We start from the raw sequence: 14,223 nt of genomic DNA, 5'->3' as shown, positions 1-14,223 counted from the left end.
GGAGGATGGACGTTGGGAATTTTAACAGGATTAAAAATATTGGATTTTTCTACTTTATTGCCAGGTCCTTTTGCTACCATGATGCTAGCAGATATGGGTGCGGATGTGATTAAAGTGGAGTCTCCCTATCGAGAGGATTTAACGAAACATCTTCCGCCGCTAGATGGTGAGGTATCAGCTGCATTTGGATATCTGAATCGCTCCAAACGTTCTTTAGCATTGGATTTGAAACAAGAGGAAGCGAAGGATGTTATATACCAATTAGTTCAGGAATATGACATTGTGATTGAACAGTTTCGGCCTGGGGCTATGGACAGATTAGGAATTGGCTATGAAAAGCTGAAGGAGATTAACCCCAAAATAATCTATTGTTCCATTACTGGTTATGGACAAACAGGACCATATCAGAATCGAGGTGGACATGATATTAACTACTTATCGATAGCAGGTGTTGCAAGTTATTCATCCAGAAAAAACCAAGCTCCTATTCCTGCAGGGACACAAGTAGCTGACATCGCGGGAGGATCTATGCCTGCAGTAATTGGTATATTAGCTGCAGCATATCACCGTGAACAAACGGGGGAAGGACAGTATATAGATGTAAGCATTACGGATGTCACTTTTTCTTTAAATGCCCTTTATGGTTCCGGATATTTAGTAGGAGGCGTGGATCCAAAACCTGAATCAATGTTGTTAAATGGTGGTACCTTTTACGATTATTATGAGACGAAGGATCAACGTTATTTTTCCGTTGGCAGCTTAGAACCGCAATTTCAAGCAAGACTCTGTGAATTAGTTGGTGATGGACAGTTAGTAAAACTGAGTAGTAGTCAGCGTATTGAAGATCAGCGGATTTTTAAAGAAAAGCTGATTGATATCTTCAAGCAGAAAACGTTTGACGAGTGGTTACAGATTCTAGGCAATGATTTTGACGGCTGTGTCGAGCCTGTTTTGAATTTTTCAGAAACGATAGATCATCCGCAAATAAAGGCACGGGAGCTACTTGTTTCTGTACCAAAGTTACAGGGTGGTACACAAGAGCAAATGGCATTTCCGATAAAGTTTTCGACTCAGCCCGCACAATACCGTTTTATAGGAGTGCAAACAGGAAAGCATTCAGAGAACATTTTGAAAGAGGCTGGTTTTGACCAGAAAAGAATTGAGGCATTATCGGATAAAGGGATTTTTGGAAAACAAGTAAAGAGCTGAAAGGATGATCGTGTATGAATATAAAAGATAAGGTAGCTGTTGTAACAGGAGGAGCGTCTGGATTAGGGTTAGCAACAGTAACTAGACTAGTAGAAAAGGGAGCTAAAGTGGTTATTTTTGATTTAGATGAAGCCAAAGCAAAGGAAGCAGTGAATCAAATCGGTACGAATGTTCACTATGCAATTGTGAATGTAGCAGATGATGAATCTGTGCAGCAAGGGATGAACGAAGCTATCGAGGCCTTTGGCAGTATTCACATTTGTGTGAACTGTGCAGGTGTGGGAACATCTGGGAAAACAATTGGGAAAAAGGGGGTATTACCGCTAGAGTCTTTCAATAAAGTTGTCGGGATTAATTTAGTTGGAACATTTAATGTATTAAGGTTGGCTGCTAATAAGATGAAAGATAATGAAACTTTTACAGACTCTGGGGAAAGAGGGGTCATCATTAACACGGCTTCTGTGGCTGCCTTCGATGGACAAATGGGGCAGGCTGCGTATGGGGCAAGTAAAGCAGGAGTTGCGGGGATGACGTTGCCGGTTGCACGTGATTTATCGGAATATGGGATTCGTGTGAACACGATTGCACCAGGCTTGTTTATGACGCCAATGGCAGATACGTTGTCCGAAGCGGTTATTCAAAAACTATCTGAAAGCGTGGAATTTCCAAAACGATTAGGACAACCATATGAATATGCGGAACTAGCAACGTTTATCATCGAGAGTGAATATTTAAATGGGGAAGTCATTCGTTTAGATGGCGGTATTCGAATGTCACCACGGTAAATCCAGTATACAAAAACAGGAGGTTATCTATATGCCGAATCAAGCAAATGTTATTGGTGTAAGTATGGTGAAATTTGAGAAACCCGGAAGAAATGAGCCGTATGAAGTCATGGCATCAAAAGCAATTACAGGGGCGCTAGCTGATGCTGGGATTGCTTTATCAGACGTCGAGCAAGCATATGCCAGCTACGTTTATGGAGATAGCACATGTGGTCAAACAGCGTTATATCAAGTAGGAATGACAGGCATTCCAATTATTAATGTAAATAATAACTGTTCATCAGGGTCAACTGCCTTATACATGGCGCGTCAAGCTGTGGAATCCGGAGCAAGTGACTGTGTCCTAGCGTTTGGATTTGAAGAAATGCAGCCGGGAGCCTTAGGTGAACATTGGACTGATCGAACATCACCCTTCCAATGGATTCACAATCGGTTTGATCAATTAAACCATGAATTACCAAATGGTCCTTTTGCATTAAAAGTATTTGGTGCTGCTGGTATAGAATATCTTGAAAGATATGGGGCCAATCCTGATATTTACGGGAAAGTAGCTGTGAAATCAAGGAAACATGCCGTAAACAATCCGTACTCCTTGTTTACACAAGAAATCCAATTAGATGAGGTTATGAATGCCCCTGTTGTATACCCGGGTTTGACACGGTTCATGGCATGTCCACCGACATGCGGAGCAGCAGCTGTCATCGTCTGTAGTGAGCGGTTTGCCAAACAACACAATATTCATAAGACAGTGAAAATTATCGCCCAAGCAATGACAACAGATACACCGAATAGCTATGAGGATAATATGCATTTAGTCGGCTGTAATATGGCAGCTCGTGCAGCTAAACAGGTTTATGAAAAAGCAGGTTTAGGTGCACAGGATATAGATGTAGTGGAACTACATGATTGTTTTACGCCCAATGAGGTCATCACTTACGAAGGGTTAGGACTTTGTGGTGAAGGCGAAGCCGAAAAGCTTATTAATGATCGAGATAATACGTATGGTGGAAAATATGTCGTCAATCCATCCGGCGGATTAATGTCTAAGGGGCATCCTCTTGGAGCAACTGGTTTGGCTCAGTGTACAGAGCTTGTTTGGCATTTGCGAGGGGAAGCAGGTAATCGACAAGTAGAAGGAGCAAGGATTGGCCTCCAACATAACTTAGGTCTTGGCGGTGCTTGCGTCGTTACTTTATATCAGAAAGACTAACAGAATATACACTTCTGTTATGGAAAAGATGATTTGCATAGAGGGAATGAACTTTCGGTATTTCAATTCTATCCAATGCATGAAGTGAATCATTATAAGGGGAGGAATAATTTGATGAGACTATTAAAAGGCTGCCCATCGACTTCAATGAATGATTTTCAATTGAATACAACTACGTTAATTCGTCATGCTGTACGAAACTTTCCAGATCAAGAGATTCTGTATATGAGCAATAAACAGCTTAATCGTTATACGTACAAAGATGCTTTTATACGCATGTCAAAGATTGCGAATTTTCTAGAAAACCAGCTAGGTGTAGAACCAGGAGATAAAATAGGGGTATTAGATTGGAATTCTCAGCGACATTTTGAATTATATTTTGCGATTCCTGGGACCGGCGCAACACTTCTTCAAATGAATTTACGTATTTCGCCAGATGATTTAGCCTATATTACAAACCATAGTGAAGCCAAATACATTTTTGTAGACGAATCTGTATTATCGGTAGCTGAAGCAATCGCTCCTCATTTAAAAACAGTTAAAGGATTTATTGTTATGTCTGATAAGCCAATGTCAGAAATAAAAACGTCATTAGCACCTCTCTATCATTATGAGGAACAAATCAAGGATGAAAGTGCAGAATATGATTGGCCGATGATTGAAGAAACAACTGCTTACAGTGCATGCTATACATCTGGAACGACCGGTAGACCTAAAGGTGTGTATCTTTCGCACCGCAATATCTACCTTCATACGATGGGTGGAGCAGCTTGGTTTGGAGTTACGAGCCATGATTGTTTGCTCGTGATTGTTCCAATGTTTCATAGTCAATCATGGGGCCTTGTTCACATTGCTACGATGGTGGGGGCAAAGATAATCTTGCCCGGAAACTTCACAGCAGAAGATACGTCCCCTCTTGTGGATATAATGATAAACGAAAATGTCACGATTGCAGCTGGTTCACCTGCTATTTTCCTTCCGATGCTTCATTATATTCGAACACTTGAGAAAAAGCCTGATCTTAGCAGAGCAAGATTCTTATCAGGTGCAACAGAACCACCTATTTCCATGATGAAAGGGTTCAAAGAACTAACAGGGGCAGAAATTATTCATGCATACGGTGCAACAGAAACTACTCCAATGGTGGCATTCAACTACCATCTGAGTCCTACTTTAAAAAATAAATTGACAGAAGAAGAAAAATGGGATTTAAGACGGAAACAAGGGTTGCCGGTAACAGGAGTAGAGTTCAAATTATGTGATCCAGAAACAGGCGAAGAAGTACCTCGTGATGGTAAAACGGTTGGTGAAATATGCTTACGAGGTCCGTGGATCACAGGTTCTTACCACAAAGCACCAGAAACTGAAAGCGGTTTCCGAGATGGTTACTGGAGAAGTGGTGATGCAGGGACCATCGATCAAAATGGATATGTAAAAATTGTAGATAGAATTAAGGATGTCATTAAGAGCGGAGGGGAATGGATTTCTTCTATTGATATGGAAAATGTGTTAATGGGACACGACGAGGTACTTGAGGCGGTAGTCGTTGGAATTCCACATGCAAAATGGCAGGAACGACCTCTAGCATTGGTTGTAACAAAAGACAACTATACGATTCCTAGAGAAGAGCTTGATACTCTCCTATATGAACGCTTTACAAAATGGCAACTTCCAGATCAGATTCTTTTTGTGAAAGCGATTCCGAAAACAAGTGTAGGTAAATTTAATAAAAAAGAAATTGCGAAGAAGTACGAAAATCTATACATGAAGTATGAGGATGAAATATCGTCGGAAGTATAAGACCTTTTTGTAGATTAATAGATAGTAGAGGAGTTTGACTAGCAAATCGATCTGTTTTTGGGTTCACTTCATTAGAAGATGAACCCTTTTGTTTTTTTCCTAGAGTAAATCCTCCATATACGAGCATTATTTCCAATTAGATAATTTCTTTAGTTTTCAATTCAAACAATATGTACGTATAATTGTAGAGTGTAATTTTGTACAAAAGACTAAATATGCCGTTACTAGTAAGTAGGCGGTGATAAAAATGTAAGCGCTTGTACTATTGAGAAATTTGAACAATCATAATTGCTACTTTTCTTTGTAGAAGTCAGGATGAGTGTGTAAAGAAAATAGATGAAAGAACAAAAGCTTGGGTAAACATATGACGGCGTTTATCCATGCAAAGTCAGCAGATTTTGTCCTTGTCAATACTTACAAGCTGTAGCATTCATACAAATCTTAGAACGAAAGGGCTTCACGGCTGCGCTGTATATGAATGCTTCGGTGCAGGACAAAAGGTATCACAAATTACTTATAACGGTAATGATTGGAGAGATAAATAAATTAGACAGATAAACCGCCAAAACAAATTCCCTATTTTGGCGGTTTATCCATTCCATCATGAAACCTATTTATCTACTAATTCCCCATATCCATCGCAGCATGGTCGTTGACGTCGACTCCTTTAGTTTGAAGGGCTTTTTTCAGTCTGTCTGTTTTTCCTGCAACGAGTGCCTCTTTGTGTTCTTGGGTAATCGTCCCTTTGCTTACTGCGTTATTCACCATTTCTGTTTCTAAGTCGGATAACTTTTGGGTGAATTCTTGTTCAGATAAACCTTTATCTTTGGCGATTTGTGCGATTGTTTTTCCTTTTTGCATTTCTTCTATGATTGTGATGGGTAAAACGTTAAGAACGGTTGCTGTTTCACCTACAATATTCATTTGCTTTAAGCGACTTTTGCTTGCGGCCTTAGTATCATTTTTCTTTTTGGGATCTGCATACTTTTCCATTCCGGCTGTTTTTGTATTGGTTTGTTGATTTTTCGCGAAAGCCGAATGATTAAACGCGATTGTAACGGCGAAAACCAATATGAGCACTCCTGCAATTGCAGAAGGTAGGAGAAGCTTTTTCCTCATTCTATTGAACCTCCTTGTTGTTTTCTTTCGCTTGCTCATGCATGAAAACATCTTTCTTAAGGTGTCGTTACAGTTAGAGTTTGCGACCACGGAGATGAACCGCTTTGGTTCGTTGCCTGTACTCTAAAGTAATAGGTTTTATGTCTTGCTAAGCCCATAATGAAATTATAGGTCGTTGTCAATTTAACTGTTGTAAGGTCCTTTGTAAAAGCACTATCAGTAGCATATTGAACAGTGTATTGCGTAACCGTACCTGTCGGTTTACTCCAATATAAAAAGAGGTAATCTGTATTATTAAATATATTTCTTCCTGAAAGGGTTGCCTTCAATCCTGCTGGTGCTGCAGGCGGTGCTGTAATAGTTACTTGTGCGATGTTTGAATAGCCGGATGCCAAGTTTCCATTTACGGCTTTGATCCGGTAACTATAACTGTTTCCTGCTACTGTCGTGGAGTCGGTAAAGTTCATGGTTCCCGTATTAGGGTTTCCATTTAGTGTTGTAATTGCGGCATACGCACCGCCATTTGTTGAACGTTCAACGATAAATCCCGTCTCGTTTGTAGCATTATCTTTCCAAGTTAAGTCTACTGCTGGTCCTGTTCGTACAGTTGCCCTTAGATTGGTTGGCGCCGCTGGTTTAACAGGTGCCGAAACCATCGTAACACTAGCAGTATTTGAGTAATTAGAAGCTAAATTTCCATTTACAGCTTTCACACGGTACGTGTATGTTCCTGGTGTGATGTTTGGATCGCTGTAGCTTACACTGCCCGCCCCAAGTGTGGAAATGACGGTAAAGTTGGTCCCATCTGTTGAACGCTCGACGATATAGTTCGTTTCATTGGTAGCATTATCTGTCCAAGCAAGGTTTACTTGTGTTCCTGATAGAATTGCAGATAGATTCGTCGGGTCAGCAGGAGGTAAAGGAACTCCTTGTGCTACGGCAGCATTAGAAACTGTCTCACCCTTGGCGTTATAGGCAATAATTTGGTAGCTGTAATCCGTGTTAGCATTGACTGTAGGATCAGTGAAAGTCGTTTTATTGGCCAACGCTGTTCCAATATCAGCATAGGATCCAACTTTACCGTTTGTAATGGTTGCGCGCTGGATTCTGTAGCCAATTTCATTGGACGGATTACCAAAAGTAGTTAGGTCGCTATAGTTAATAGGTGTCGGATCTGTCCAAGATAAATCAACTGGACCACCGTTGTTTCTCGCAGCAGTTAAGGTGGAAGCTGCTGGAGCATTTTGCGATACAGTAAAAGAAATTGGGCGCATCATGTCATTTTCTTCATGACCGAGTAGGTGACAGTGCCATACGTATTCCCATCCGAAATTCGTTAGCTTATTTGTAACTGTCATTGGGTTTCCTGTTTTTGGATCGACTCCCATAAAGCCCATTGTTGAACCTTCTGGCATGGTAGGATCGAGAAGGCGCACACTGTCTGGCAGTGCAAATGGTAGTTTTGGTGCTACAGGTCTTAGTGCGATAATGGTATCCTCTAATGGATTCATTCGAACGGTGTCCTTCCAACCTCGTTCATTATCATCTGGGAATCGAATGGAACCATCCCAGCCAACTCGGTTAATAAGCTGTATATCGAATAAATGGAAATGGATTGCATGTGTGTCCACACCATTGTGCGTAATTTTCCAAATTTGGGTCCCGTCAGCTGACGGAGGAGTGAGCGGCGTTGCTGCATCGGTGAGATTTTCGGTAGAAGGATCGATATATCCTAGCATAATGGTTGTTTGATTTTGGAAATTGGTGTTCGGTAATTCAACCCCAAGAGTTGCGTTCATCCGTCCATATTTTGTTTCGAATTCCTCGGCAATTGCTTTCGGCTCCTCCGGTAATGTGACAGGAGAAGTAGCGCCTGGAGGTGTGAACGTAAGTGTCGTGTCTTGAATCGTGCCATATGTTTTAGGATCGGGAGCAATGAGCTTGTTTTGGCCTGCATTAAATGCTTTTGGTATTTCTGTTTTTAACGTATCAACGGTTTTTTGTGTTGTATCAGTAGTAGTCGAGGTAGCAGGTGCAACCTTAATCTGCATAACGGTACGCGTATTTGGACCGTAACCAGGTTGAGTGGTAGGCGCTCCGCCCGTATTTTCACCAGTTGCAGATTGATCGGGATCGCCTGTGTAATAATCATAGCGCGGATCAAATGCTGGAACCGGCGCAGGTGCATCATTATAAAGAATAAGAGTCTGCCCCGCGTATTTGCTAAAATCGACAACTACATCGGCTCTTTCGGCTGGTGCTAATAATAATGTTTTACTGGATACGTTAAGCACTGTGATACTTCTTCTTCCATATTCATAATCGATTGGCTGATTTTGAAGTTCTACCGCATTTGGTAAGAAACCACTTTCATTGCCAATTTGAATCATATTAGGTCCGGCAGCAGCTGGATCAGGAACACCGCCGGCTCTTCCGTCTGTCGGCCACTTACTCGGGTAACCTGCTTTCCGAACAGCGTCGACCATTGGAATCTCACCAGCATTGGCGTCGTTAAGCGTTCCATCTGGATTCCACATTTTCGAGCTTGATTTTGCTTTGTAAAACTGTAGATTCCAAGCACGATCATTCGAAGCATTTAAAATTCGGAAACGGTATGATTTTGGTTCGACTGTAAGGGATGGATAGGCAGTACCATTGACGACTGGCGTATCCATAAACCCTTCCGGAACGGCAGATATATTCGGTGTACCAGGATTCTTAGGTGGTTGACCCGGTTTTCCATAAAGCGGATTCGCGACAGGCCCATTTGCTAATCCAGTATTTGGTGGCCAAAACCATGGACCATAATCCCAGCGCCCCATTGGATTTGCACCTGAGAGATCATACGGATTTTGGTTTGGCATATATACATGCGGGAACCACAAGTTGCCTAGTCCGCCCCATTTCATTTTATCCCAGGTTGGATCTGTAGCTGCTAACTGATTATCCGTTGGTACGAACGTTTTATCCTGTATAAATAAAGGAATTTCATCTTTAGGAATGATTCCTTTGTCAATTAGATCTTGTTCAACTTGGTCACGTATGAGGTAACCGGATGCTTCCCCAGCATAAATATTCAACCGGGTCAGACCATAACTATGATCATGGTAAAACATCATTCTTGCACTTTGTTGATTTGTATAAAAGAATGTCATGGAACCATCCCCCGGATCTGGCATGTCAGGGACATTTTTCACGCTAACGCCTTTCGGATAAGGAGTATTTTCTCCTGCAGGTGTGATCCACTGATGCGGGGTTCCATCGCTTATCCATGGTGTAATCCCTCCATGTAAATGGAGAGTAGCGCGGTTTTGCGTATACATACTCTTGCCGTCTGGTCCCATTCCAGCCCCCATTAAGGAAGTATCCACAGGGAGAAACAGGTCTCCGCCACTACCGGTAGGAAGCTTGTTCGTAAATTTAACCCGAACGGGACGATCCTTATGGGCAATAATTGTCGGACCAAAATAACTTGGCTTGTCTTTTACTGTCGGATCATTTGTATTGGTTTGCATATATCCTCGTAATTTCGTTGCAGGAAGATCTTTATGCATTTGTTCCTTATATTCAACAAGTGAAATTTCATAATAATCTGAGCCAGGATACGTTGTTGTATCAGGCACAGCAACGGGAATATACTGTCCCAAATCATTTGCATTGTTTGAACCCATACCGGGTAAAGTATCGACAAATTTCCGCATTCCCGTCCCAGGAACGATGTTACTATTCGCATCAAACTCAGGAAGGGGGCTGTTTGCGTAATTCGGTGTTTGATAATAGTCAGGTGTCGAACCTTGGTTCATATTGGTAGTAGCAGCCTGTGCTGGTAGTACCTTTTGAATCTCTGTCACAGGAAGCGATGCAACGACTACTAACCCAGCAATAATAATAGTTTTGACTTTTCGGCTCATTTTTTTAACATCCATTTTTCTTCTTTCTTTATTCATTATTCATCAGCAACTCTCCCATAAATTTTTTTACTTTACACATAATCGTATGTAGGAGCTTATCTTATGAAGAATGCTTTACTCATTTTCATTAAGAGAACAGCTTTTCCTACATTTGTATTACATGTTTTTGGACAAAACACGTTTTTTCAACAAGTTCGCCTCCTTTTCAGTAAAGAGAAATCAAAATCATATGGTAAGATTCTACACTTTATGTACTATCTCCTTTCCAAATAAAGTAAAATATTACAAAATAAGATTATTGCAAATGGAGAAATACCGATTATTTCGGGGGAAACGTGTCTGTAAGTTATTGAAAATGAGTACACCCGAGCATGAAATAATTTCTTTTTGGGGATGGGCTAAAATGAAACCTGCTCATTTTATAGCAACAGAAAAATCCCCACAAGGTTGGCCTGAGTCGGTGACTAGCCTTTCTTGTAGGGATTTTTCATAGCGCTGCTTTCTGATCCTCATGAAAAACGCTCCCAAATCCAATATAAACGAAACCTAAAAAAAGTATCTATTTTGCTATCGCTTGGGGATTCTTATAATCAACTAAAGTCCGCAAAAATGCTTAATGAAGAAAGAAGTAGGCATCTTGAGATTTTTGTTAGTAAACGTTATCAATTTACAATATGTAGAATTATTTATAAGAATTGATTACATACTCTTTGAATCTCTGTATGGATTGCGGTAATTGACGATTTTTCTTTGTACCAATGTATATTGTTCTCGTATAAGCAGGATTTTGGATTGGACGAATGACAATATCTTTTAACTTCTGAATTATTGGGTTATTTGGAACGATGGCTATCCCTAAATTGGCTGCAACAAAATTAGCCATTGCAAGTTCATCCTCAACCTCACAGCCAATGTTCGGAACAACATGCACTTTCTCATACATCCGATTAATTTCTTGTGTTAATCCCGCTTTCCCGCAATATTGAATTAATGGATAGGGTACAGTATCTATTAAATCAATGGTTGGCTGACTAGCAAGAGGACAATCTTTAGGAAGAAGTGCAACTAAGTTTTGGTCGAAGAGAGGAATAAATTCTATCTCTGGGTCCTTCGGAATAAGAGAAATAAATATCAGATCAAATTTTTCTTCTTTTAAGCTTTTGACTAAACTCATCGTACATGGTTCTTTAGTAAAGCCTTCTTTTAAAGAAAACTTAATGTTTTTATTTTGTTCATTATTTTGAAAACCTCGAACTAAATTAGGAATAAACTGTGAGGTAAGTGTGTAAATAAATCCGATGCTTATGTGTCCGTCTTTTTTTTCTACTAATTCTTTCACTCTTTTAGTCCCTGTTTCTATTTCTTCGATAGCGCTTTCAACATAAGGTAAAAATTGTTTTCCGTATTCTGTTAATTGTATATTTCGCCCACGCTTTTCGAATAATAGTATATTAAGTTCATCTTCTAAACATGAAATTGCATGACTTAAACTAGGTTGAGTCAAACAAAGCTCTTCAGCGGCTTTTGTGTAATGCTCCAGTCTTGCCAGTGTCTTAAAATAATAAAGTTGGTACAGGTTCATATTTTTCCTCTCCAATCTAAGAACGAGCTAACAATAAATTTGAATGTGAAGTAAGTAACAAAGTTTTATGATATCTCTTTACAAATTAGTTTACGGATAAAACATTTTTCCGTCTATGAGATGTACTATTTGTTCGAAAAAAATACAAATACATGTGAAAGTTTAGTGGATTCGGTGCTATTAATAGATGATAGCTATAAATCTAATTAATAAGGTTTCTATTTTTATTATCGTAATAAAATAGTATATAAAAGGTGAAATCATTTTCTCTCAAGACCTTCTATAGCTAATTAGTAGAAGAATATATTTATATAAGGCATTTTCACTCCCGATTTTATATAGAATGAAAGGATTTTTCTTATATTGTAGGATATGAATACCGTTTCATACCGTCACCCTCCGATTATTTGCAACTTTATATAGATCATACTTATTTCATAAAAACGGATTACATTGATGGCTTCTATAAATTATGGATAAAGGTGGGGTTTTAAGAATTAGTTTTTGGAAAAGGTCCTTGATACAATTTGTGTGTAGACAGAAACACATTAATTTTTTAAACAATTAGGAGGATATTATGAGTACATTAACCCCACTACAATTTGAAGCTTACAAGATGCAGATTCGTGAACTCGTTGAGGGTCGTTACGATGAAATGCAGAAAGAAATCGAGGTTACGAATAAGTTTCCTGAGGAATTCTATGAAACAAATATTAAAAATGACCTGTATCGTGCTCCACTTCCAGTTGAGTATGGCGGCTGGGGTCTTTCTGAACAACAAATATTAGAACTTCAAGAAGAATTTAGTCGTGGTCCTGGTGGAATGCGTATGCATTTACACTATGCAATGGATTTGAACTGGCGTCCGCTGTTCGACTATGGTACGGAAGAGTTGAAAGCAGAGTTAATGCCTAAGTTCCAAGATAGATCAGTTTTCACTAACTGGGCCGTTACCGAGGAAAAAGGCGGTACTGGTATGGATATTCAAACAATAGCTGTTAAAGACGGTGATGATTACATCATTAACGGTGAGAAGTTCTTAATCTCTCATACTGATTGCAGTAACTATTCTTATATTACTTGTATTACGGATCCTAATGGCGATAAGGACCATCGTCTTTCTACATTCATGGTTTCAGCAGACACACCAGGATACGAACTTACTCCTATGCCTCACATGATGGGTGCACGTGGTTCAGGTCATACCGGCTTAAAATTTACTAACATGAGAGTTAACAAGAGATTTTTGTTAGGTGAACTAGGCCAAGGCCTTGAAATCGCTATTCATTCACTTTCTGTTTCTCGTGTTCACATCGCAGCTAGTAATCTAGGTATGGCTCAACGGATGCTAGAGATTACTCTTAAACGTGCCCATGATCGTGTTACATTTGGTAAACCTATTATTGAACGTCAGGCTATCAGAATGAAGATTGCAGATATGGCTACTTATACTCATGCTCTTCGTACTATGGTTCGCGACTTTGCCCAGGACTATGAAAAAGATCCTGAGGGAGAATATATTGAAGAAAAGGCAGCTATGTGTAAATTGTTCAGTATTCAAGTTACTAAATTGGTAAGTGATGAAATGCTGGAAATTTTCGGTGGTATTGGTTATTTCGAAGATTGCGAATATGGTCCTGTTGAACGTCTGTACCGCGATGCTCGTGCAATGTGGTTAGAGGAAGGAACTCCTACTGTACAACGCATTACCATTTCTCGTCAAACGATTAAACACGGTGGCGTATTAAAGTACGAGGACTAATCTGAAGAAATATGTAGATTACAAGGGGGCATCATGACTGATGCTCCTTTTTTATAATCGTTAGGAAGCTACATATCGCATAAGAATTATTTTTAGAATGGAATGGGGGGCTGGAAGATGGAAGAAAAGGAATTTAGTCCATTAAGAAGCAAGGCATCTAGAAAACCCTGGCCGGAATGTCCCGATATCGTAATTTACCGCTGTAATCATTGCGGCAGATTGTACCAAAATTTGGACTACAATGTACCGTCTCAAGAGCCTAGCTGCTGCGGTGAACTTATGGAACGACTAAAACCGCAACATCTGGAGGAAGTAGGATCTGACATAAATGTGGACTACAAGATTGTTGGTGGTCACAACCAAAATGCTGTACAGGTATTTTGGGAAATGAAACGGCCGGAGGATAGTATTGAATGGGTTTTACTTAAGACCTTCACAGGGAGTTACATCAAGTATGTCTCTGCAAAGAAGCGTCCACCTATCGTATTCTCTTTGGCAGATGAGGACGCCTATGTGTATTGTGATGAAGATCCATGTCTACAGTGTGTCTTTCGATGCAAACGAGGTTTTATCATCTATGTATATAGCAAAACAATAGGACTTCTGGAGGTTCCTTTGGAAAAGATGTCGGCCCAATACTAACATACTTTTATCTAAGTAGATATTCAAACTGTTGAAGCTTTATCTGTGTAAAGCCCAGTCCATATTTTGATAGCCTACTTGAATTGGTTCGAATTGGATAGCATTATGTGAATCTATATACAATGTTTATAGGTTGTCCGAATTCCCAAGGTAATAAGAATTAGATATATGGATAGACATATTATATTCTGAAGAAGGAGTTA

Annotated in this window: 9 protein-coding genes and 1 pseudogene; 7 read left to right on the top strand and 3 right to left on the bottom strand. The window is 39.8% G+C overall.

Annotation, left to right across the window (positions count from 1 at the left end; genetic code table 11):
- Positions 1 to 12: 12 nt before the first annotated feature.
- From ACAN53_RS09445 to ACAN53_RS09425, 5 genes and pseudogenes are all read left to right on the top strand, one after another.
- Positions 13 to 1,209: a CaiB/BaiF CoA transferase family protein gene (locus ACAN53_RS09445; protein WP_379969314.1), complete on the top strand. Its 1,197-nt coding sequence runs from the start codon at positions 13 to 15 to the stop codon at positions 1,207 to 1,209.
- A 14-nt stretch (positions 1,210 to 1,223) separates the two neighbouring features.
- Complete coding sequence (locus ACAN53_RS09440; RefSeq protein ID WP_379969312.1) at positions 1,224 to 1,994, top strand: SDR family NAD(P)-dependent oxidoreductase; 771 nt, start codon at positions 1,224 to 1,226, stop codon at positions 1,992 to 1,994.
- Between the two features lie 31 nt (positions 1,995 to 2,025).
- Positions 2,026 to 3,204, top strand: a complete 1,179-nt coding sequence (locus ACAN53_RS09435) for a lipid-transfer protein (RefSeq protein WP_379969310.1) — start codon at positions 2,026 to 2,028, stop codon at positions 3,202 to 3,204.
- A gap of 114 nt (positions 3,205 to 3,318) precedes the next feature.
- Complete coding sequence (locus ACAN53_RS09430; RefSeq protein ID WP_379969309.1) at positions 3,319 to 5,004, top strand: long-chain-fatty-acid--CoA ligase; 1,686 nt, start codon at positions 3,319 to 3,321, stop codon at positions 5,002 to 5,004.
- Between the two features lie 422 nt (positions 5,005 to 5,426).
- Positions 5,427 to 5,543 (top strand): annotated as a pseudogene (locus ACAN53_RS09425) (pentapeptide repeat-containing protein); the annotation flags it as partial.
- A gap of 82 nt (positions 5,544 to 5,625) precedes the next feature.
- Here the strand turns inward: ACAN53_RS09425 and ACAN53_RS09420 are convergent.
- The 3 genes from ACAN53_RS09420 to ACAN53_RS09410 all read right to left on the bottom strand — a co-directional run bounded on the left by ACAN53_RS09420 (position 5,626) and on the right by ACAN53_RS09410 (position 11,616).
- The gene (locus ACAN53_RS09420; RefSeq protein WP_379969307.1) at positions 5,626 to 6,123 is read right to left on the bottom strand and encodes a hypothetical protein; all 498 of its coding nucleotides are present in this window, start codon (positions 6,121 to 6,123) and stop codon (positions 5,626 to 5,628) included.
- A 56-nt stretch (positions 6,124 to 6,179) separates the two neighbouring features.
- Positions 6,180 to 10,049: a fibronectin type III domain-containing protein gene (locus tag ACAN53_RS09415; protein ID WP_379969305.1), complete on the bottom strand. Its 3,870-nt coding sequence runs from the start codon at positions 10,047 to 10,049 to the stop codon at positions 6,180 to 6,182.
- A 667-nt stretch (positions 10,050 to 10,716) separates the two neighbouring features.
- Positions 10,717 to 11,616: a LysR family transcriptional regulator gene (locus ACAN53_RS09410; protein ID WP_379969303.1), complete on the bottom strand. Its 900-nt coding sequence runs from the start codon at positions 11,614 to 11,616 to the stop codon at positions 10,717 to 10,719.
- 577 nt (positions 11,617 to 12,193) lie between these two features.
- Between ACAN53_RS09410 and ACAN53_RS09405 the strand changes: the two genes are divergently transcribed.
- Together ACAN53_RS09405 and ACAN53_RS09400 are read left to right on the top strand one after the other, a co-directional pair.
- The gene (locus ACAN53_RS09405) at positions 12,194 to 13,378 is read left to right on the top strand and encodes an acyl-CoA dehydrogenase family protein (protein WP_379969301.1); all 1,185 of its coding nucleotides are present in this window, start codon (positions 12,194 to 12,196) and stop codon (positions 13,376 to 13,378) included.
- 117 nt (positions 13,379 to 13,495) lie between these two features.
- Entirely contained in the window at positions 13,496 to 14,020 is a 525-nt protein-coding gene (locus tag ACAN53_RS09400; RefSeq protein ID WP_379969299.1) for a hypothetical protein, read from the top strand.
- Positions 14,021 to 14,223: the final 203 nt, after the last annotated feature.

This window comes from Ectobacillus soli (assembly GCF_042610425.1).
Lineage (GTDB): Bacteria > Bacillota > Bacilli > Bacillales > Bacillaceae_G > Ectobacillus.
This window is presented reverse-complemented; position numbering and strand designations above follow the sequence as displayed.

Coding starts and splice junctions, on each gene's coding strand:
- ACAN53_RS09440 (WP_379969312.1), top strand. CDS start 1,224: ATGAATATAAAAGATAAGGTAGCTGTTGTAACAGGAGGAGCGTCTGGA.
- ACAN53_RS09435 (WP_379969310.1), top strand. CDS start 2,026: ATGCCGAATCAAGCAAATGTTATTGGTGTAAGTATGGTGAAATTTGAG.
- ACAN53_RS09430 (WP_379969309.1), top strand. CDS start 3,319: ATGAGACTATTAAAAGGCTGCCCATCGACTTCAATGAATGATTTTCAA.
- ACAN53_RS09420 (WP_379969307.1), bottom strand. CDS start 6,123: ATGAGGAAAAAGCTTCTCCTACCTTCTGCAATTGCAGGAGTGCTCATA.
- ACAN53_RS09415 (WP_379969305.1), bottom strand. CDS start 10,049: ATGGATGTTAAAAAAATGAGCCGAAAAGTCAAAACTATTATTATTGCT.
- ACAN53_RS09410 (WP_379969303.1), bottom strand. CDS start 11,616: ATGAACCTGTACCAACTTTATTATTTTAAGACACTGGCAAGACTGGAG.
- ACAN53_RS09405 (WP_379969301.1), top strand. CDS start 12,194: ATGAGTACATTAACCCCACTACAATTTGAAGCTTACAAGATGCAGATT.
- ACAN53_RS09400 (WP_379969299.1), top strand. CDS start 13,496: ATGGAAGAAAAGGAATTTAGTCCATTAAGAAGCAAGGCATCTAGAAAA.